Annotated in this window: 21 protein-coding genes, 1 tRNA gene and 1 pseudogene; 16 read left to right on the forward strand and 7 right to left on the reverse strand. The window is 56.8% G+C overall.

From position 1 onward, the window contains the following. Positions 1-345, reverse strand: a 345-nt coding sequence (locus ACXPVS_RS19465) for a transposase (RefSeq protein ID WP_458511383.1), incomplete at its 3' end; no start/stop codon positions are given. 446 nt (positions 346-791) lie between these two features. On the opposite strand from ACXPVS_RS19465, the gene tam reads away from it, so the two are divergent. From tam to ACXPVS_RS19540, 15 genes and pseudogenes are all read left to right on the forward strand, one after another. Then, positions 792-1,562 (forward strand): trans-aconitate 2-methyltransferase, encoded by a 771-nt coding sequence (gene tam, locus ACXPVS_RS19470; RefSeq protein ID WP_458511384.1) that lies wholly within the window; start codon positions 792-794, stop codon positions 1,560-1,562. 340 nt (positions 1,563-1,902) lie between these two features. Then, positions 1,903-2,901: an ATP-grasp domain-containing protein gene (locus ACXPVS_RS19475; protein WP_458511385.1), complete on the forward strand. Its 999-nt coding sequence runs from the start codon at positions 1,903-1,905 to the stop codon at positions 2,899-2,901. An 85-nt stretch (positions 2,902-2,986) separates the two neighbouring features. After that, entirely contained in the window at positions 2,987-4,120 is a 1,134-nt protein-coding gene (locus ACXPVS_RS19480; RefSeq protein WP_458511386.1) for a trypsin-like peptidase domain-containing protein, read from the forward strand. A gap of 72 nt (positions 4,121-4,192) precedes the next feature. Further along, a complete protein-coding gene (locus ACXPVS_RS19485; RefSeq protein WP_458511387.1) occupies positions 4,193-5,320 on the forward strand; it encodes a phosphoribosyltransferase domain-containing protein in 1,128 nt (375 codons plus the stop codon). Next, positions 5,310-6,068 (forward strand): trehalose phosphatase, encoded by a 759-nt coding sequence (locus ACXPVS_RS19490; RefSeq protein WP_458511388.1) that lies wholly within the window; start codon positions 5,310-5,312, stop codon positions 6,066-6,068. Before ACXPVS_RS19485 ends, ACXPVS_RS19490 begins: the two co-directional genes overlap by 11 nt. Beyond that, positions 6,061-7,155, forward strand: a complete 1,095-nt coding sequence (locus tag ACXPVS_RS19495; protein ID WP_458511389.1) for a cysteine protease StiP family protein — start codon at positions 6,061-6,063, stop codon at positions 7,153-7,155. The genes ACXPVS_RS19490 and ACXPVS_RS19495 overlap by 8 nt, the downstream gene beginning before the upstream one ends. Then, positions 7,155-8,105 carry an HpcH/HpaI aldolase/citrate lyase family protein gene (locus ACXPVS_RS19500; protein ID WP_458511390.1) on the forward strand — a complete coding sequence of 317 codons (951 nt, stop codon included), beginning with the start codon at positions 7,155-7,157 and terminating at the stop codon, positions 8,103-8,105. Before ACXPVS_RS19495 ends, ACXPVS_RS19500 begins: the two co-directional genes overlap by 1 nt. Then, on the forward strand, positions 8,102-8,860 hold the full coding sequence (locus ACXPVS_RS19505; protein WP_458511391.1) for an HAD family hydrolase: 759 nt from the start codon (positions 8,102-8,104) through the stop codon (positions 8,858-8,860). The genes ACXPVS_RS19500 and ACXPVS_RS19505 overlap by 4 nt, the downstream gene beginning before the upstream one ends. 2 nt (positions 8,861-8,862) lie before the next feature. Continuing rightward, the gene (locus ACXPVS_RS19510; RefSeq protein WP_458511392.1) at positions 8,863-9,447 is read left to right on the forward strand and encodes a TerD family protein; all 585 of its coding nucleotides are present in this window, start codon (positions 8,863-8,865) and stop codon (positions 9,445-9,447) included. Further along, a complete protein-coding gene (locus tag ACXPVS_RS19515) occupies positions 9,447-10,622 on the forward strand; it encodes a TerD family protein (protein WP_458511393.1) in 1,176 nt (391 codons plus the stop codon). Before ACXPVS_RS19510 ends, ACXPVS_RS19515 begins: the two co-directional genes overlap by 1 nt. Before the next feature lie 46 nt (positions 10,623-10,668). Next, positions 10,669-11,118: a tellurite resistance TerB family protein gene (locus ACXPVS_RS19520; RefSeq protein ID WP_458511394.1), complete on the forward strand. Its 450-nt coding sequence runs from the start codon at positions 10,669-10,671 to the stop codon at positions 11,116-11,118. 44 nt (positions 11,119-11,162) lie between these two features. Beyond that, positions 11,163-12,161 (forward strand): TerC/Alx family metal homeostasis membrane protein, encoded by a 999-nt coding sequence (locus ACXPVS_RS19525; protein WP_458511471.1) that lies wholly within the window; start codon positions 11,163-11,165, stop codon positions 12,159-12,161. A 32-nt stretch (positions 12,162-12,193) separates the two neighbouring features. After that, a complete protein-coding gene (locus ACXPVS_RS19530; protein WP_458511395.1) occupies positions 12,194-12,769 on the forward strand; it encodes a TerD family protein in 576 nt (191 codons plus the stop codon). A 30-nt stretch (positions 12,770-12,799) separates the two neighbouring features. Next, on the forward strand, positions 12,800-13,378 hold the full coding sequence (locus ACXPVS_RS19535; protein WP_458511396.1) for a TerD family protein: 579 nt from the start codon (positions 12,800-12,802) through the stop codon (positions 13,376-13,378). A 91-nt stretch (positions 13,379-13,469) separates the two neighbouring features. After that, a pseudogene (locus ACXPVS_RS19540) lies at positions 13,470-13,616 on the forward strand (IS4 family transposase); the annotation flags it as partial. Between the two features lie 61 nt (positions 13,617-13,677). On the opposite strand, the gene ACXPVS_RS19545 reads toward ACXPVS_RS19540, so the two are convergent. From ACXPVS_RS19545 to ACXPVS_RS19570, 6 genes are all read right to left on the reverse strand, one after another. Beyond that, a complete protein-coding gene (locus ACXPVS_RS19545; RefSeq protein WP_458511397.1) occupies positions 13,678-14,205 on the reverse strand; it encodes a DUF1523 family protein in 528 nt (175 codons plus the stop codon). 246 nt (positions 14,206-14,451) lie between these two features. Beyond that, positions 14,452-14,525: transfer RNA gene (locus ACXPVS_RS19550), tRNA-Gly, on the reverse strand. Between the two features lie 180 nt (positions 14,526-14,705). Beyond that, positions 14,706-15,590: an alpha/beta fold hydrolase gene (locus ACXPVS_RS19555; protein ID WP_458511398.1), complete on the reverse strand. Its 885-nt coding sequence runs from the start codon at positions 15,588-15,590 to the stop codon at positions 14,706-14,708. A 313-nt stretch (positions 15,591-15,903) separates the two neighbouring features. Next, complete coding sequence (locus ACXPVS_RS19560; RefSeq protein ID WP_458511399.1) at positions 15,904-16,596, reverse strand: pseudouridine synthase; 693 nt, start codon at positions 16,594-16,596, stop codon at positions 15,904-15,906. Beyond that, positions 16,586-16,801: a cysteine-rich CWC family protein gene (locus tag ACXPVS_RS19565; protein WP_458511400.1), complete on the reverse strand. Its 216-nt coding sequence runs from the start codon at positions 16,799-16,801 to the stop codon at positions 16,586-16,588. The genes ACXPVS_RS19560 and ACXPVS_RS19565 overlap by 11 nt, the downstream gene beginning before the upstream one ends. 6 nt (positions 16,802-16,807) lie before the next feature. Then, positions 16,808-18,295 carry a sensor domain-containing diguanylate cyclase gene (locus tag ACXPVS_RS19570; protein WP_458511401.1) on the reverse strand — a complete coding sequence of 496 codons (1,488 nt, stop codon included), beginning with the start codon at positions 18,293-18,295 and terminating at the stop codon, positions 16,808-16,810. Positions 18,296-18,636: 341 nt separating this feature from the next. Between ACXPVS_RS19570 and ACXPVS_RS19575 the strand changes: the two genes are divergently transcribed. Then, entirely contained in the window at positions 18,637-19,032 is a 396-nt protein-coding gene (locus tag ACXPVS_RS19575; RefSeq protein WP_458511402.1) for a hypothetical protein, read from the forward strand. The last annotated feature ends 2 nt before the right edge of the window (positions 19,033-19,034 follow it).

Here is a 19,034-nt window from a genome sequence, read left to right on the forward strand (position 1 = left end):
GCTGTTGTCTTTTCGGAAGTTGGCGATGATCTTGAAATCGGGCATCAAACGCCCGGTTAGCCACATGAGTTCGACGTTGCGCTGGGCTTCTCGCTCAAGACGCCGGCTCGATTGAATGCGGTTTAGGTAACCGTAGATGTAGATCTTCAGCAGGATCGCCGGGTGGTAGGCAGGTCTGCCGGTTTCGACTGGAATGACGCCATCAAAACCTAGCTTGGCCAAATCGAGTTCATCGACGAAAACATCAACCACCCGAACCGGATTGGTATCGCTGACGTAGTCGTCGAGGCTTTCGGGAAGTAAGGTGCTTTGACCTCGGTGTTCACCCTGGATAAACCGTTTCATGGGCGTCCCTTGCGATGAGATTCTCGGAAATCATAGCAAGGGTTTACCGGAATGTTTTTACACACTCTGGGCCGATTTCTACCCGTCACCATGGACTGCAATCGGCCCAGCGTGTGTAAAAACAGCGCGAAGAATTATTAATGGCCTTGTTCCTTGCCTTGAAAATGACGGAAAGGGTTCCTTTTAACAGGTCGCGATTGGACTGTAGGTGCCATCTTTATACTGTCAAAGCTGCTTTTCCTTGGGCTTGGGGAACGATGCTTCTGGTTATGGCTTTCACGGATTAGGCGATAAGAATGACCATTGAGCGCTGAGTTGCCTGGCAGGGATTTGCTCTGCAATTGCCATGTACACCTTCAGGGGAGGGCAGATCGACAGGGGCGCTGTATCTTAACGGTCGGGGCTTTTTACCCGTTTTGAAGAAAACGCACCGACAGGAGAACGCAATGAGTTGGTCCGCCAAACAATACGTCGCTTTTGAAGATGAACGCACCCGTCCCGCGCGGGACTTGCTGGCCGCCATACCGGACACGGACGTGCGCTTGGCAATCGACATCGGCTGTGGCCCGGGTAACTCGACCGAGTTGCTGCTGGAACGCTTTACCAGCGCCACGGTGCGAGGACTGGACAGTTCGACCGATATGATCGAAGCCGCCCGCAAGCGCTTACCGCAGGTGCAGTTCGACACCGCTGACATCGATACCTGGAACGATAGCGGCCTGTTCGATGTGATTTTCGCCAACGCGGTATTGCAGTGGGTTCCTGATCACGCGACATTGCTGCCTGCATTGGCGAGCAAGCTTGCTCCCGGTGGTAGTCTGGCCATTCAGATGCCGGATAACCTCAATGAACCCTCCCATCGATTGATGCGAGAGGTGGCAGCTGGTGGGCCTTGGGTCGATAAACTTGCTGGCGCCGCAGGGCAGCGAACAGAGATGGCGGATGCCTGCGGTTATTACTCGATGCTGCGCGCTCACTGTTCTCGTGTCGACGTATGGCGCACGACTTACCATCACCCGCTCGTGGGCGGCGCAGCGGGCGTGGTCGAGTGGTTCAAGGGCAGCGGTTTGCGACCTTTCCTTGATCCGCTGGATGAGGCGGAACGGGCGCAATACCTCAAGCAGTATCAAGCTGCGATCGAGCGGACGTACCCAGCGCTGAGCGATGGTTCAGTACTACTGCCGTTCCCGCGCGTGTTCATCGTCGCGACTCGCTAGTGCAAAAAGGTCGAGCCAGTGGCGCGGCCCGTCTGGCCGTATGGCTATCGTCATATATTGAAATGGTTTAGCGTGTGGACGGACCTTTGCTGGCACCCGCAGAATGAGAAGAGACGCGCTTAATGGTTGCGCCACATTACGTGAACTGCAATGTGGCGTGCAGCATCTGGTTAAGCTGGCCCGCTCTCACGAGGCTCAGCTCGAGTTCTTTGGAACTGTCCGCAATGTTTTGCCTTGAATCTACACCCGGAGACATTGTTTTCCGGTCCAGCGGAATCTGGCAGCCTCCCTATCAAAAAAGATATCGCCGCAGCTGCATCTACACGCGAGGTAAACGATTGTGATCTGGTTTCTCGAAGGGCAATCCAGTCAGCGCGACGTCATCATGGGCGCGCGCGAAGCGTTGCCGGCAGAAGTGAAAGTCTTCGCCTCACATCGCCAGGACCGCCCTGAAATAACGTCGCTTGCTGATGTTGGTTTCACGGAACCGCAGGACAACCAGGCGCGCATCGAGTGGGTTATCGCGACCGCGCAAGCGCACAACATCAAGGTCATCCTTGCCGGTCGTGTCGGCCATGTATTTGAGCATGCGCGCGGGCGCTTCGAGCATGCAGGTCTTGAGCTGGTCACCGGCGGCATGTCCGTTCACACCTTCGACATGGTCGACGACAAGAGCAAATTTACCGCAGAGGCAGAGCGGATTGGCTTGGCCTGCGTACCTGCAATCACTGCATCCAGCGCGGAGGAGATGTTCAGCGCTTACAAGACCCTCTCGGCGTTTGGAGAGGTCTGCGTCAAACCTGCTGTCGGGATCTATGGCCAGGGTTTCTGGCGATTCAAGGCGGATGCTGATCCGTTCCGTTGCTTCGCTAACCCTGATGCGCGCGAAGCGAGCTTCGAAACCTACATGCGGGCTTACGGCGAAGGGGCTACTCCGCCACCGATGCTGATGATGCCGTACATGGCCGGAAGCGAATGCTCGGTCGACATGGTGTGTGAGTCGGGTCGACCCGTTGCGTTTGTCGGTCGCCGCAAAGAGGGTCTGCATCAAACGTTTGAACGAGACAGCGCGGCAGTGGAACTGGCCCTGAAGGCCGCAGAGCACTTCCAGTGTGACGGGATTATCAATGTTCAGACCCGTGATGACGCACTCGGCAAGCCGCATTTGCTGGAAATCAACGCACGATACTCGGGTGGGATCGGTTACACCCGGGCGACCGGCACGAACCTGCCTGGCATATTTGCCACGCGCCGGCTGGGCCTGCCGGAGCCCGCGACCGTCTGGCGGTCAAATGTTCGTGTGAAGGGCATCACCGTTGCGGCTGTAGCATCATCCTGATGTTAAAGAAATATCAGAAATTTGATACCATTTGCGTGGCTGCACCGAAGAAGTAAGCGGTTAGCAGTCGAGGAGAGATTAAGGAATGATGGTGCTAGCGCCTGGCGCAAACACCGCGGTATCGAGCGCGCGGAGTGAGTGGACTCTGGAATGCGGTAGCTCTTCGGCCTTCGGAGAGTACGCAGCGGTTGCCATATTGCCGGTAGATGAAAAACGCCGTCCGATTGGAGAGCCGGCGCTGTTCCAGACTTCACGTGCCTGGATGGAGTGGAGTGGGGCTCAGGAAAAGATCGGCTGTACGTTGAACCTGGCAGATCTCCCAGAGGGGAGTGATCGGGTACTTCTCATTGTCTACACCTTCTCTGCCGCTGGCCCTGTCAGTGACCTTGGGACTCTGCGCTTGCAGGTTGATGGCCAGATCGAATACAGCCTCGACCTTCGCGATAACGGCGAGTCTGCAATCATCATCGGCGAGTTCTACTGCCGCCTCCAGCAATGGAAGTTCCGCGCTCTGGCTGAAGGCTCCGCCTATGGCTTGTCTGCACTCGGTCGTCGGATCGGGCTCGATATCAATGATGCTCATCCCAAAGGGCGCTCTAATCCTTCGGACTCCGGTCGTAGCGGTGCGACAGGTACCGGCTTTGCTGTTTCCCCGGCCCACGTCCTGACCTGCGCCCATGTCATCGAAGACATGCGTGAAATTCACATCTCTTCCTTTGAGGGGCGGTACCGCGCCGAGTCCGTAGTGGTCGATCGTCGCAACGACATTGCCCTGCTCAGGGTGCTGGAATCTCCACCGTTGAAGCCGGTGTCATTCAAGGAAGGATTCGGTTGTGACCTTGGCGAAACGATTGTCGCCTTGGGCTTTCCACTCGCTGGTTTTGCCGGTGGTGGTGTTCACGTCACTCAGGGCGGTGTGTCTGCTTTATTTGGCCTGCACAACGATGCAAGCCTGTTGCAGTTTACTGCCCCCATTCAACCAGGCTCCAGCGGCAGTCCCCTATTTGATTGTTCTGGGGCTGTAGTCGGTCTGGTTACGTCAACAATGCCAGACGCGCAAAATATGAATTTTGCGGTCAAATCTTCGCTTCTGCTGTCTTTCCTTGACGCGTGTCGTGTCGAGGCTTGCAAAACGCCTATCGGCAAGACCTTCACAACGGCGCAGTTGGCTCGAGATGCCCAGTCCTCTATGTGGCGTATCGACGCCAGAAACGCCTGACCCGATTTTGACTTGAATCCCACGAAAGAGGCGGTAGGTCATCGACCTCACGCCAATTTAGGAATGTTGTACATGGCAAGTAACGCAGCTACACAAACGCTCAGCGCGCAACTGATGCGCGGTCGACTCGATGTCAAAGTTGATAATTCACTTATCGACCCGGACTCACTGTTCGGCTTTGCCGAGCGCCGCAACCCTAAGCGTGCGTTTCTGTTCGTGTCAAAAGTGCTGGGCCGGCATATCCCTGTGCGTCCGTCCACGATGGACGCAAGTTTCGAAAGCCTGGCCGCGCAAATCCCTGCTGACTTGCCAGGCCCGGTGCTCGTTATCGGCATGGCGGAGACGGCGGTGGGCCTGGGTGCCGGTGTTCATCGCGCCTACAGCGCCTCCCGCCCTGATTCGGTTTACATGGTCAGCACGCGGCACCCGACGGGTACTGAACTGTTCGCTCGATTCGAAGAAGAACACAGCCACGCCAGCGCGCACTTGATCCACATGCCTGTCGATCTCGACGTTCGGGAAATGATGCTGAATGCCCGTTCGTTGGTGTTGGTCGACGACGAGGCTTCCACCGGCAAGACGTTTATCAATCTGCATCGCGCGCTGGTCGATGCGGGTCTGACCCAAGTCGAGCGCGTTGTGACGTGTGTGCTGACGGATTGGTCCGCTGGCGCAGTCCGCAACACCATCGGTGCATCGGCACATCAAGTTTCCTTGTTGCAGGGCGCGTACACGTTCCTTGAAGACACTGACGCCCCTTTGCCGCAAATGCCTTCGGTGGGCACTGTCGCCGCTGGCGAGTGGCCTTTGTCGCCGCAGAATGACTGGGGCCGTCTTGGCGTTCGCAAGGTTGAGGACACCCTGGCACCCGATCTGCAGATCAAGGCGGGTGAGCGCATTCTGGTGGTCGGAACCAGTGAGTTCGTTTGGCGTCCATTCCTGCTCGCCGAGCGCCTGGAGCGTGCAGGTGCTGACGTGCATTTCAGTTCAACCAGTCGTTCGCCCATTGCGCTGGGCCATGCCATCGAGCACGCATTGTCGTTCTCGGATAACTACGGCCTCGGCATCCCCAACTTCCTCTACAACGTGCGCCCTGGTCAGTTTGATCGCGTGTTGATCTGCTCGGAGACTCCTGCGCAGGCCATTCCCGCCGAGCTTGTTGAAGCCCTGGACGCGCAGGTGATTGTCGATGCTCAGTAATCGCCCACTGGCTTTGGCCGACCTCGACGACACCCTGTTCCAGACCGCACGCAAAATGCAGGAAGGTATGCCGCGCCATCCTGCAACCTTCGACGTCGATGGACAACCCAACGGCTACATGAGCCCGGTTCAGAAGTCCTTTGTCGAATGGCTGTTGTCGTCGGCCGATGTTGTACCGGTCACTGCTCGCAGCGTCGAAGCCTTCAGTCGAGTGAAACTGCCCTTTACCTACGGTGCTATCTGCTCCCACGGCGGGGTAATTCTTGGTCCTGATGGAAAACTCGATCAGCAATGGCAATCGCACATGCGCGCCATACTGGCCGACTTCCAGCGTCGTCTTCCCGAACTGAGCAACGAAACGCTCGCCATCGGCAAAGCGCTTGGCATTTCGTTGCGTGGGTGGGTGGTCGAAGAGGAAGGCCTGCGCAATTACGTGGTGACCAAGCACAACGAATCCAATGACGAAGTCCTGAACACGGTACTGGCTGAAGTCCAGGCCCGGGGGTTGCTGGACGGTATGCACATCCACGCCAATAGCAACAATCTCGCCTTCCTGCCAGCGGGTTTGTCGAAGCAGGCGGCCGTTCAGGAATGGTTGCGCCGAGATCGCGAAATCAATGGTGAACGTCCGCTACTGGGGTTTGGCGACAGCATCACTGACCTTGGCTTCATGGATAAGTGTCACATGTGGGCCACCCCGGCGCGCAGCCAACTGGCGAAGCTTGTGGGCTGCACAATCAATGATTAATACCTTTGCTGACCTCAAAACAGTGGGTAGCGCAAGCTATGCATCTGACGACGTTCACTTTCTGCTTCAGCCCGTTCAGATGGAAGTGACCGATGTCGAAGAGAAAGAGCGGCTGATTCAAACGAAGCAGAAGCACTATTCCGAGATGATCAGTCTGGAAAGCGCTCCGACGGACGTTCACAAGGCGCTCTATGCGCGGGCACTTGCGCAGAATGGCGCCCGTATGGCCAAGGACGTCCAGTCCCTGGCGCTGGCGTTGAATGAAGCTTGTACCGGCTCTTCGATTGTTCTGGTGTCCTTTGTTCGTGCAGGACTTCCGCTCGGTGTACTGCTGCGCCGTGCGCTGATCGACATGGGCCGAGATGCCTGTCACTACGGGATCAGTATCGTTCGCGATCGCGGAATCGACACCGTTGCACTGGAAGCTATCATCCAGGCACACGGTGCCGAGAACATTGTCTTTGTCGACGGTTGGACCGGCAAGGGGGCGATCTCTGGTGAGATCAAACGATGCCTGAACGGCGACTCGCGTTTCCCGGTCGAGCCGCGACTGGTCGTGCTGGCTGATCCCTGCGGCCGAGCCTGGCTGGCCGCTTCAGCAGAAGACTGGGTCATTCCGTCCGGCATCCTGGGTGCCACCGTATCGGGCCTGGTTTCTCGCTCTATCTGGCCTGCCAATGGCGGGCTGCATGGCTGTGTGGTCTACGACCACCTGCATGAACACGATGTGACCCGTGAATTCATCGAGCAGATTGAGGCACAGCGCAAGGCTGTGGGGGCGGTGTCTCAAGCTTCACCGTGGACTGACACTCAACGACTGGCACTTCAGGGCGCCGCCAATCAGGTAGTTGCGTCGCTGGCTGCACGATTTGATATCACCAATATGAACCGGGTCAAACCCGGTATCGCCGAGGCTACCCGCGCCGTTTTGCGCCGTGTACCCGACCATGTCCTGGTCCGGGATCGTAACGACAGTGATGTTCAGTTGCTGATGCACCTGACTGAGAGTGCTGGCGTTTCGGTGGAAGAGGTCGGTGCCGATTTAGGGCCCTACAGAGCCGTGACCATCATTCGGAGCGTGAGCTGATGAAGGTCCTTTCTCCTTATGCCCTTGGGGCCACGCTCTACATGCCGGCTACGCGAGCGGATCTGCTCGATGTGGTTTTTCGTACCAAGCTACCGGAGCTGCGCTCCCTGGTGGTTTGCCTGGAAGACGCCGTGGCGGACATTGATGTCGATACGGCGCTTGGCAACTTGCGCGTCCTGCTGACGGCAATCAATGAGCGCGGCGGGCGCCCGGTGGATGGTCCCTTGTTGTTCGTGCGCCCCCGGGATTCGACGATGGCGGCCGTGCTGAATGAATGGTCATTGATGGAGCACGTTGATGGGTTTGTCGTCCCGAAGCTTACACTGCGCAACCTTGATGCATGGGAGCAGGCGGTCACGAACCCGGCTTTGTTTCTCATGCCGACGCTTGAAACCATCGACGTTTTCAACCCTGGCGCGATGGTTGAGTTGGGCCAGGCGCTTAAGGTGAACTTGAACCACCGCATCATCGCTCTGCGCATTGGCGGGAATGATTTGATGGGGTGTCTGGGTGTTCGTCGTAACCCGACCACAACGCTCTACAGCACGCCGATGGGTTATGTCATCCCGATGTTGGCCGGGGTGATGGGGTCGTTGGGGTTTGCGCTCACCGCGCCAGTATTCGAGCAGCTTGCTACTCCGCATTTGCTCAAAGAAGAGTTGGATCTCGACATTGCCCACGGTCTGGTGGGCAAGACAGCGATTCATCCAGGCCAGATCAACATCATCCAGGATTCGCTGCGCGTTAGCCTCGAAGACTTCAACAGCGCTAAGTTGATCGTCAGCGACGTTGCCCCTGCCGTGTTCAAACACAACGATGTGATGTGTGAGCCGGCGACCCATTATAAGTGGGCAGTGAAGATCCTCGAGAGAGCACAGTGGCATGGCGTGCGGCAAGCAGATGCCGGCAGTGGCGATGCACCGATTCGTTTGGCGGAGGCGGTTCGATGACACAGGTCATACTCGGAGCAGAAGCAGACGTCAAAAAGGTGCTGTCGGTGTTTGATTTCGATGGCACCCTGACCCGGCATGACAGCTTCGTCCCCTTCCTGAAGTTTGCCTTCGGAAGGCGCGAGTTCTGTCGACGTGTGCTGATGCTGGTGTTGCCTGGCATTCGTTTCCTCATTCGACGAATGAGCCGAGACGAACTCAAAGCACAATTGGTCAGTACCTTTCTGACGGGAGTGGAGGCTGCTTGGGTGCGCCAGCAAGCCGAGAATTTTTGCTCAAGGTATTGGCTCCAGCTCATGCGCCCTTCGGGGGTGAATTCGATCGCCGCCGAGATTGAGGCGGGGGCAGTCGTGACGCTTTGCTCCGCATCCCCAGCCGTGGTACTCCAACCATTCGCTGATCGCTTGGGCATCAAGCTGATCGGCACAGAGCTTGAAGTGGTCGACGGTCTGTTGACCGGGCGTATCACGGGGAACAACTGCAGGTGCGAGAACAAGGTGCTCCGACTTGAGGCGGTCTATGGACCGTTGAGTCAATACCGCCTCAAGGCCTGGGGCGACACCCGCGGGGACCATGAATTGTTGGCCGCGGCACAAGAAGCACATTGGCGTCACTTTCATCCTGCATGGCGTCGTGGACGCTTGCGGGGAACAAAAAGCGAGAATCCGGGCGTGAGCGACGTAGCACTCACCCACCTGCAAGTAGCGATCAAACCTGATCGCCACGCGAACACTGACGATAAACAAGGAGCGTAACGATGGCACTTACCCTGAGCAAACAACAATCCATCTCCCTGGAAAAAACCGCCGGCAGCGCTTTGTCCAGCATCAGCCTGGGCCTGGGTTGGGACCCGGTGAAAGCGGGCTTTCTCGGCAAGTTGATGGGCAATGGCGGCGAAATCGATCTGGACGCTTCTTGCATCCTGCTGGACAGCGACCTGCAACCTGTTGATCTGGTCTGGTTCCGTCAACTCAAGTCCCAGGACGGCTCGATCAATCACTCCGGCGACAACCGCACCGGTGCCGGTGATGGTGACGATGAAACTATTCATGTTGACCTGCAGCGCCTTCCTGCGGCAGTCAAACATCTGGTGTTCACGGTAAACAGCTTTACCGGGCAGACGTTCGAGAAAGTTGAAAATGCCTACTGCCGTATCGTGAATGCCGGCAATAAATCGGAGTTGGCGCGCTTCAATCTGTCCGAACGTGGCGGCCACACCGGCATCGTGATGGCAAGTCTGTCGCGTGAAAACGGTGACTGGCAGTTCAAGGCCATCGGTAAAACCACCAACGGGCGCACCGCCGATGATCTGGTGAATCTGGCTGTCCAGGCGCTGCGCTAATGCCGACTCTCGTACCTGGTGGAAATGCGCCGGTTGCCAGCGGCCAGCTACGCGTCGATATCAACTACTCGCCGATTCCCGGGGCCGACATTGATGTCTCGGCCTTCGTTCTGGGCGCTTCGGGCAAAGTGCGCGGCGACGGCGATATGTGCTTCTACGGTCAAACCAGTGTGCTGGGTGGCGCGGTGCAGATGACTGAGTCGTCTGCCGGCCTCGCCGTGTTCACGCTGGACCTGAGCCGTCTGGAGCCAGCTGTCGAGAAAGTGGCGCTGACGGCCACGATTCATGAGAACAAGGCCAGCTTTGAGCGCGTCTCGCAGCTGTCGGTCGCGGTGTCGGGTGGGATTGAAGCTCAGTTGCCTACCGGTGGCATGAAGGAAACTGCGCTCATCCTCGGCGAGTTTTATCGCCGTCAGGGTGAGTGGAAGTTCCGTTGCGTGGCTCAAGGATTCGCCGGGGGCCTGGAGCCTTTGGCCAAGCACTTTGGCGTTGAAGTAGCGACGCCGCCGCCTGCGCCGGTACCGGCTACGCCTCAACCAGCGCCTGCTCCAACTCCGTCGGCAGCACCCAAGTCGACGGTCAGCTTGAGCAAGGTCACCCTCGACAAGACACGCACATCGATCAGTCTCGAGAAGACCTCGGCCGGTTTCGGCGAGATCAAGGTGAACCTGAACTGGAACAAGGGTGGTTCTGGCGGTTTCTTCAGCCGTAGTAAATCGATCGACCTCGACGTGGGTTGCCTCTACGAGCTTCAGAACGGTGACAAGGGTGTGGTTCAAGCCTTGGGCAATTGCTTCGGCAGTCTGAAGCAGGAGCCTTACGTCCAGTTGATGGGTGATGACCGCACGGGCTCTGTTGCCGGTGGCGAGTGGCTGCACATTAACGGAACGCAGTGGAGTGAAGTCCGCCGCATTCTGATCTTCGCCTTCATCTACGAAGGGGCGCCGAACTGGAAAGAAACCGATGGTGTGGTGACCATCTACATCCCTGGCCAGCCGGACATTGAGGTGCGCCTCAACGAAGAGGGCGGGCGTGACGGAATGTGTGCGATTGCCATGCTTGAAAATGTGAACGGCGCCGTGAAGGTCTCGCGGCGGGTCGACTTCCACCGGGGGCATTCGGCGGTAGACAAGGCCTACGGTTGGGGTATGAGCTGGCGCGCCGGTTCGAAATAGTAATTTTGGCGGGGTCCCTTGATCCCGCCTTTTGAGGGGAACTCAAATGCTGGCATGGCTTAAAGAAAACGCGGCTTTGGCACGCGACAAACTGACCACTGAGGTCGGGAAATTCAAGAACCAGAAGTTCATGGAAGCAATGACGGCTACTTGCGCAGTGATCTCTGCAGCCGATGGTGATATCTCCTCTGCTGAAAAGCAGAAGATGAGCGGTTTCATCAGCAACTCGCCGGAATTGAAAGTCTTCAATATGGCCGATGTGATCAAGTCCTTCAGCGCCCATTGCGAGAAGTTCGAGTTCGACTATCAGATCGGTCAAGCGGAAGCGCTGAAGGTTATCGGCAAGATCAAAAGCGATCCGGGTGCTGCACGACTATTGGTTCGAGTTGGATGCTCCATTGGTGCGTCGGATGGCAATTTCGACGAAAAAGAAAAGGCGGCATGCCGTTTGATCTGTGCCGAGCTGGGCCTGAACCCAGCTGATTTCGACCTTTAAGGAGCTGTACCTTGGAAACGAACATCGGATTTCCTCCGTTGACCATGGCGGTATTTGTAGGGCTCGCGGTTGGCGCCCTACTGCTGGACATGGTCACTCACCGTGGCGACAAACCCATTTCGCTGGCTAAAGCCTCGATCTGGTCGATCTTCTGGATCGCCATATCGTTGGCGTTCGCAGGTTTTCTGTACGTACAGCATGGGCCGGAAGTCGCCAGCCTGTTCGTGACGGGCTACGCCTTGGAGAAAGTCCTGAGCGTGGACAACCTCTTTGTCTTCATGGCGATCTTCGCCTGGTTCAAAGTGCCGGATGGCCTGCGTCACCGTGTTCTGTACTGGGGCATCATCGGCGCGATCGTTTTTCGTGGCGTGTTCGTTGCTATCGGCACCGGCCTCTTGGCGTTCGGTCCGTGGGTCGAGATTGTTTTCGCGCTGATCGTTGCATGGACTGCCGTCATGATGCTGCGTGCCGGCGGAGATGGCGATGAGGAGGAAGACTACTCCAAGCACATGGCTTATCGCTTCGCACAGAAGCTGTTCCCGGTGTGGCCAAAGCTGCACGGGCACAACTTTTTCGTGACTCGCAAGACCCTTCAGGTAGAACTCCAGAAGCCTGAAAACAAAGGCATGACACTGGCTGCAAAAGGCACTTTTTTTGCTACTCCACTGTTCCTGTGCCTGGTGGTTGCTGAAGTCTCTGATGTGCTGTTCGCATTTGACTCCGTTCCGGCGGTCATCGCTGTCAGTCGTGAACCACTGATTGTCTATTCGGCGATGTTGTTCGCCATTCTGGGCTTGCGGACCATGTACTTCGTCCTCGAAGCGCTGAAACGCTATCTGGTCCATCTGGAGAAATCGGTCATTGCGCTGCTGTTCTTCATCGCCGTCAAGCTCGGCTTGAATGCGACCGACCACATGTTCCACCACGGCTACACCATTGACGCTAACACCAGCCTGCTGATCGTTATGATCGTCCTGGCTATTGGTGTTGTGGCGAGTCTGGTCTACCCGGGAAAAGAAGAAACTCAACCCGAAAAAAACTGAATTAAAGCACCCACCCCAAGGAGAAATACCCAATGGCACTGACTCTTCAAAAAGGCGGCAACCTGTCCCTCTCGAAAACCGATCCGAACCTGACCAAGATCCTGGTCGGTCTGGGCTGGGACCCACGCGCCACTGACGGCGCTGAGTTTGACCTGGACGCCAGCGCTCTGTTGCTGGGTGCGAACGGCAAAGTACGTAGCGAAGCCGATTTCGTCTTCTACAACCAACTGAAGAGCGTGGACGGCTCCGTTGAACACGCTGGCGACAACCGTACCGGTGCCGGTGATGGCGACGACGAAGTGGTCAAGGTTGACTTGAACCGCGTTCCGGCCGACGTCGACAAAATCGTATTCATCGTCACCATTCACGATGCAGACGGCCGCAAGCAGAACTTTGGCCAGGTTGGCGGCTCGTTCATTCGCGTCGTCAATGAAGTGTCCGGTGCCGAAGTCGTTCGCTACGACTTGGCCGAGGATGCCTCGACCCAAACCGCAATGGTTTTCGCAGAACTGTACCGCAGCAATGGCGAATGGAAATTCCGCGCCATTGGTGAAGGCTATGCTGGCGGCCTGAAAGCCCTGGCGAACAACTACGGCATGAACTTCTAACCCCCCCCCCCCGAAAAAAGGAATCTTGCAATGGCTGTAAGTCTTTCTAAAGGCGGTAACGTCTCGCTGTCGAAAGAGGCCCCGGGCCTGACCGAAGTCATCGTTGGCCTGGGCTGGGATGCGCGCGTTACCGATGGCGCTAAATTTGACCTCGACGCGTCGATCTTCATCGTCGGCGAGAACGGTAAAGTGCTCGACGACAATAGCTTCATCTTCTACAACAACAAAAAGTCTACCGACGGTTCGGTTGAACACTTGGGTGACAACCAATCGGGCGAAGGCGAAGGCGATGATGAACAAGCGACCGTCAAATTGACTGGTCTGGCTGCCGCAGTGAAGAAACTCGTTTTCGCTGTGACCATCCACGATTCGGTTGAACGCAAGCAGAACTTCGGCCAGATTGCCAACGCTTACATCCGTGTAGTCAACAAGGCTGACGGTAAAGAACTGGCTCGCTACGACTTGAGCGAAGACGCTTCTACCGAAACGGCCATGATCTTCGGTGAACTCTATCGCGCTGGCGAAGAGTTCAAGTTCAAGGCCATCGGTCAAGGTTTCGCCGGCGGTCTGAAGCCTTTGGCTGAAGCTCACGGCGTGAGCATCGCCTAACCCGAAAGGGTTGAGAAAGCCCCCTGCGTTTGCCGGGGGCTTTTTTCTGTCGTCACGATCAAGCCTGATGGCGACGGCCTACAGATCGATTTCAGCCGCAGGAAGACGTTTAGCTGAGTTAAGAGCAGGGATAGGAGAACTGTTTCTGGATCACCGTCCAAGTCCTTCGAAACCAAGGACAGTGAAGATATCAAAGCCCCGTTTTCCCGTGGGTCGTAAGGCTGCTCCGCTTAAGTGAACAGCATTACGGCCAATGCCGGGCTTTTCGTGACTGGACAATGCCGGTGTTTATGACCGTGTCACACACTGCGCCGTTTCAGACGTCGCCTTACGACAATGATTAAAAGCAGAAGTACTAATGAGGTCACACCGAAGAATATTGTGTTGAACCAGGGGAAAGGCTGGTCACGGCTCGTCGTTGCCTCGATGTTCGTGATATTTGGGAATACCGACAAAATCTGAATGCGCCAACCGTAATAGCGGATGAGTGCCAATTGCTGTGCATCACGGGAGTAACCCTGAGCCTTCGCCTGTACGTCGGCCGAGTCAAACTTGAAATACCAGGGAAAACTCCAACCGGTATCTTCGTTGCGATAGACCGTTACTTCCTTTGAGTCAGGGTCCTCGGTGTTGATGAAATACACGTCCCTGGTAGGGCCGTCGGCTGGATTTTCTGCATTGATCACCCCGTCATGGTCGACCCGTTTGACTTCAACACCTGTGACCAGCACCACCTCGTGTTGAGGCAGCACATAGTAAAGACCCAGTGCGCCAGCACCGGCCACCAGGAAGATCGCCCCCAGAACCAAACCCTTGAACCACTTCATGTCGATGCTCCATTTTAGATCGTCGGAATTCTGCCCCAATTCAGTCGATTGATGGGGAATTTTGGTCTCGACGGTGAACGGGTCTAAAACTATGGGAAGGCGGGATGTTCTGGCTCAAGCAGGTATGGGGGTTATATGGAGCGGCAATGGAAAACATGCAGACACAAAAAAACCGGCCATATAGGCCGGTTTGTCTGGGTTTCAGCTGCTCGCCGGACTATGCGGGAACATGCTGGAATAAGGAAGTGGAGCGGGTGAAGGGAATCGAACCCTCGTTATCAGCTTGGGAAGCTGGAGTAATGCCATTATACGACACCCGCTTAGAGCGGCTGACTTTGTACCAGATGTGCGCATGGAAATGAAGTTTTTCTTTGCGTGGGACGGCTTTAGCGCAGATGAAACAAAAGCAGTGACCGCATGACGGTCTATCGCGGGCAAGCCTCGCTCGTACAGCATTGCGTTAGTGCTGTAGGGCGGAGCCTGCTCGCGATGATGCTGTTTCAGATGGCCAATGCATGTTGGTCCTGGACGTGGTGATAACGCGGTCGACTTTCGTGTTGCGACGGTTTCAGAAAGCCCAGCAATGCGTTGCGGCTATCTCGGCAAGCAGCTTTGTGTTCCATGTCGAGAAAATGGCCGGTGGCCTGCAGGGTGGTGAAAGTCGCGTGTTGCACATGGTTGGCGAACAGTTGAGCGCCGTCGGCAGCGGTGTACTCGTCCCATTCGCCGTTCATGAACAGCACCGGCACGTTGATTTTCTCCGCGGCTTTGAAGAAGTACTGGCGATCACTGTGCAGCAGATCGCTGATGTGGAAGTGCATCTGCCCGTATTCATGCTCGGCCAGGGAACTGACGTGCCGGTAATTGAAGCGCTTGAACAGAGTCGGCAAGTGTTTGCCGATGGTGCTGTTCACCAAGTTGCCAACCCGGTCACCGTCCCGGCTGCCAAGGTAATCGATGCCGCGCTCGAGGTAGTCGAGCATGTGCGCGTTGATCTGCGGAGAGAACGAGCTGATCACGGCTTTTTCGATGCGTCGTGGCTGGTCGGCCAGGGCGACGAGGGTCGCGGCGCCACCCCAGGAAAACGACAGCACGTGTTCGGCGGCGAAGTGGTCGATCAGCTCCAGGAGGATCTGCCCTTCGATTTCCTTGGTCAGTAATTTCTCGTGCAGGTTGTGGGCTTTCGACTTGCCCGCGTAGGGCTGGTCGTAGCAAACCACATTGAACTGCGGGTGAAGGTTTTTCACGGTTTGTGCAAACGACGCAGTCGTGGCCATCGAGCCGTTGACCAGAATAATGGTCTTCTCTGCGGCGTCTGCGCGATAGAACTCCGTGTAAACCCGATACTGACCCTGTATATCCAGCACAGCGATTTCTGGCCTCATGTCATAAGACTCCTGGCAAGCGGGTATGCGTGCAAATCAGATTGCACGAGCTTTGTGACAGGTAGGCATACGCCTGGAATTTGAGAGGCCCATGTCGATCCATTGCAGTCCGGTCGACGGGTATTGTTATTGGCGGGCAGTCTGCCGGGAGAAAGCGGAACCTGAGGGTTCTCTTCCGGCAAAAAGTTTCTTGGATGCATGTTGTGACTGGTCGGTCACATTTCGGCCGACGTCCTGATTCAAGCAGGGGGCACGTCATCGCGCAAGTATCTTTGGCAAATTGTTCGACAACTTCTGCTGAGCGGTCGACTGCTTAGATCAATTGAATCTCTTCGGTGCGTAATGCGCGGTACTCGCCCGGTTTCAGGGCACTGTCCAGCACCAGCGGGCCCATGCTTTCGCGGTGCAGGTGCAGCACCTTGTTGTCGAAATGGCCGAACATCCGCTTCACCTGATGATAACGGCCCTCGACGATGCTCAGTCGTGCGGATGTCGCTCCGAGTACGGCCAGCTCGGCGGGTTGGGTGGTGAGGTCTTCGAAGGCGAAATACAGGCCTTCGGTGAATTTCAAAGCGTATTGCGGGCCAATCTCTTGCTCGGTCTCGACGTAGTAGACCTTGGGTAGTTTGGTTTGCGGCTGGGTCAGGCGTCGCGACCAGCTGCCATCATTGGTGATCAGCATCAGGCCGGTGGTGTTGAAGTCCAGGCGCCCGGCGATGTGCAGGTCCTCCTTGTCCGGCTCATGTATCAGGTCGAGCACAGTCGGGTGTTGCGGATCGCGGGTGGCACTGACGCAGCCAGACGGTTTGTTCAGCATGAAGTAGCGTGCAGGCTTGCCGACTTGCAGCAGCTCATCGTCGACTTCCACGCGGCTGAATTCCAGTACGTTGGCGTGAGGGTCGCTGACGACTTTTCCGTCGATCCTGACGCGCTTTTCCACCAACAACAGACGTACTTGCTTACGGTTGAAGCGAGGCAGGTTGCTGAGGAAACGGTCAATGCGCATGACGAGGGATCGGCAACTGCGCCTCGACTTGCGCGCAGCGTGGGCACAAACAGGATTTGTCGCGCCGTTCGGGCGGCAGTGCTTCGAGCACCGCCGGGTCGATGCTGACGCCGTAGCACCAGCAGGCCCGATCGGCGGTTCGCGGGTCGGCCAGAGTGCAGTCGTTGGAAGCGCCGCAGGCCGGGCAGAAATCTGGCTTATTCATGTAGGGTTATTCATAGCTGGAGTGAGGCATTTCCACGCAGGTGCGGTTACGGCCGGCTTGCTTGGCCCGGTACATCGCATGATCCGCTCTCGAGAGCAGCGTGTGCAAGGTGTCATCGGTCTGCAGGGTGGTAAGGCCGATGCTCACGGTCAGCTGCAAGGCCTGATCGTTGTAGGCATAACGCTGTTGCTCGACATGCTGACGAATTTTCTCTGCGATCATCAGACCGGTCTCACCATCAGTGTCCTTGAGCAACACGATAAATTCCTCTCCACCCCAACGGCAGACGATGTCTGAGTGCCGCAGGCAACTCTCCAGATCCCGCGCAAAGCCGATCAGTACCTGATCGCCGGCAAGGTGGCCGTAGGTGTCGTTCAAAACCTTGAAGTGGTCCAGATCCAGCAGCAACGCGGTCAGTGGTTTGGGCTCGCGCTGGGCTTCATGCATGGCTTGCGCCGCCAACAGGTCGAAACCGCGGCGATTCGGTAACTCGGTCAGGCTGTCGAGGATCGCCTGGGTCTGGATCTTGCCCTGGTAGCGCTTGATCACCCGGTTGAGCAGGGCCAGTACAATTAGCGTGACGATCAGGCAGATCAGCAGGTTGAGGTACAGCGACTGGCGGATTTCACTGAGGGCGCCGTCTTCGCGCTTGTCGACGAACAAGTACCAGTTCAGCTCCGGGATGAACCGTACGTTGAGAAAATGTCCCTGGCCCTGGACGGAATATTCGTAGCTGCCGACGTGAGGTTTGGGCAGTTGGCTGACCAGGTCCTTCATGCTGTCGAGCTCGCTGAGGGTCCGACCGATCCTCGCGCCTTCTGGGCCACCCTCGGCCCCCGTCAATACCAGGCGTCCGAAGTTGTCGACGAAGTAAACACTGCGCTGGTAGCGCTGCTGGTACTTGTCGATCAGCTTGATCACCGCATCGACTGTCAGACCGACGCCCGCCACGCCGATGAAACGGTTGTTGTAGTCGTAGACCTTGTAGTTGATGAAGAAGGTCAGGTTGTCCTTGTTGGCAAGGTCCGGGTCGACATTGATCTCGTAGGGGTCGGCCATGTCTCGTACGCGGAAATACCACGCATCGCGGGGTTCAGTGGCTTTGACCTGCTTGAGTACGCCCTTGGCGTGGTAATAGGTGAGGCTGGTGTTGGAGACGAAAAATGCGGTGTAGGTGCCGTAGTGGGTCATGACCTCGTTGAGGTAGCGGGTCATTTTTTCGGGATCTTGCTCGCCGTTTACCACCCAGTCACGCATGAAGGTGTCGCGGGACATCATCGAGGAAATCAGGATCGGTCTGACGAGGTCTTTCTGGATTTCCGAGTAGACCGTGTCCGACGTCAGCGGCAGTTCGGTGTTGATGATGCTGTCGCGTATCGACGCTCGCGAGGCGTAGTAACTGAGGAAAGACGTGGCGAGAAATCCTGCACCCAGCAGCGCGATCAACGTGAGGGCCAACGAACGTTGCGAATACAGCGGCGAGCGAAGCGGCATGACGATTCCGTTGGCAGTGACCCGATGGCAGGCATTCTAATGGCACCGCCGGGAAATAACTGTTCTATGTGCAGGGGCGTCTTGGCCAGCACCGCGCGGATCACCGGTAGTACGGCTTCAGGGTTTTGCTCCATCAATTCGCCAGCGCCGCTGTAGCGCTCGGTGACCCAGGGCCCCTCATTTAAATGGATGAAAAACCTTTCATTGACGACTTGTTTCAATGTGTTTCACGGGCGCACCAGATTTCGAATTCGATGTCTGATCTTTCGACAGTCACCGAATAATTGACGGTCGCCTGCCAGCGTCGCTGGTGTGGCTCACTCGCGGTCCAGGAGGCCGCTATGTATCGCCGAATTTTTCTGATTGCTGTATTGGGATTGTTACTGGGTGCTTGCGTGCCCTATTCCGATGGAGGAGCCAGCGACTACCGTTCCGAGGTCTACACCTCGCCAGCCTATTATTCCGGTGGCGGGCCATACTACTCAGGTGGCAGCGGTTATTACACGCAACCACGCCGGTACTACGCACCGCCAGCGCGGTATTACCAGCCAACACCGCGGTATTACCACCAACCGCGGGTTTATCAACCGGCACCACGCTATTACCCGTCGCAACGAGGCAACTATCGGGCCCATCAGAGTCACGGTCGGGACGGTCGTAATCGCGACGGACGGCACAACGATTACCGTGGCAATGGCGGACGCAATAATCACGGCGGACGAGGCGACCACCGTTAAAC

Source organism: Pseudomonas sp. Ma2-10 (assembly GCF_054330215.1).

Coding starts and splice junctions, on each gene's coding strand:
- ACXPVS_RS19565 (WP_458511400.1), bottom strand. CDS start 16,801: ATGAATAAGCCAGATTTCTGCCCGGCCTGCGGCGCTTCCAACGACTGC.
- ACXPVS_RS19555 (WP_458511398.1), bottom strand. CDS start 15,590: ATGAGGCCAGAAATCGCTGTGCTGGATATACAGGGTCAGTATCGGGTT.
- ACXPVS_RS19520 (WP_458511394.1), top strand. CDS start 10,669: ATGCTGGCATGGCTTAAAGAAAACGCGGCTTTGGCACGCGACAAACTG.
- ACXPVS_RS19510 (WP_458511392.1), top strand. CDS start 8,863: ATGGCACTTACCCTGAGCAAACAACAATCCATCTCCCTGGAAAAAACC.
- ACXPVS_RS19560 (WP_458511399.1), bottom strand. CDS start 16,596: ATGCGCATTGACCGTTTCCTCAGCAACCTGCCTCGCTTCAACCGTAAG.
- ACXPVS_RS19495 (WP_458511389.1), top strand. CDS start 6,061: ATGATTAATACCTTTGCTGACCTCAAAACAGTGGGTAGCGCAAGCTAT.
- ACXPVS_RS19515 (WP_458511393.1), top strand. CDS start 9,447: ATGCCGACTCTCGTACCTGGTGGAAATGCGCCGGTTGCCAGCGGCCAG.
- ACXPVS_RS19530 (WP_458511395.1), top strand. CDS start 12,194: ATGGCACTGACTCTTCAAAAAGGCGGCAACCTGTCCCTCTCGAAAACC.
- ACXPVS_RS19525 (WP_458511471.1), top strand. CDS start 11,163: ATGGCGGTATTTGTAGGGCTCGCGGTTGGCGCCCTACTGCTGGACATG.
- ACXPVS_RS19575 (WP_458511402.1), top strand. CDS start 18,637: ATGTATCGCCGAATTTTTCTGATTGCTGTATTGGGATTGTTACTGGGT.
- ACXPVS_RS19570 (WP_458511401.1), bottom strand. CDS start 18,295: ATGCCGCTTCGCTCGCCGCTGTATTCGCAACGTTCGTTGGCCCTCACG.
- ACXPVS_RS19535 (WP_458511396.1), top strand. CDS start 12,800: ATGGCTGTAAGTCTTTCTAAAGGCGGTAACGTCTCGCTGTCGAAAGAG.
- ACXPVS_RS19545 (WP_458511397.1), bottom strand. CDS start 14,205: ATGAAGTGGTTCAAGGGTTTGGTTCTGGGGGCGATCTTCCTGGTGGCC.
- tam (WP_458511384.1), top strand. CDS start 792: ATGAGTTGGTCCGCCAAACAATACGTCGCTTTTGAAGATGAACGCACC.
- ACXPVS_RS19500 (WP_458511390.1), top strand. CDS start 7,155: ATGAAGGTCCTTTCTCCTTATGCCCTTGGGGCCACGCTCTACATGCCG.
- ACXPVS_RS19490 (WP_458511388.1), top strand. CDS start 5,310: ATGCTCAGTAATCGCCCACTGGCTTTGGCCGACCTCGACGACACCCTG.
- ACXPVS_RS19505 (WP_458511391.1), top strand. CDS start 8,102: ATGACACAGGTCATACTCGGAGCAGAAGCAGACGTCAAAAAGGTGCTG.
- ACXPVS_RS19485 (WP_458511387.1), top strand. CDS start 4,193: ATGGCAAGTAACGCAGCTACACAAACGCTCAGCGCGCAACTGATGCGC.
- ACXPVS_RS19480 (WP_458511386.1), top strand. CDS start 2,987: ATGATGGTGCTAGCGCCTGGCGCAAACACCGCGGTATCGAGCGCGCGG.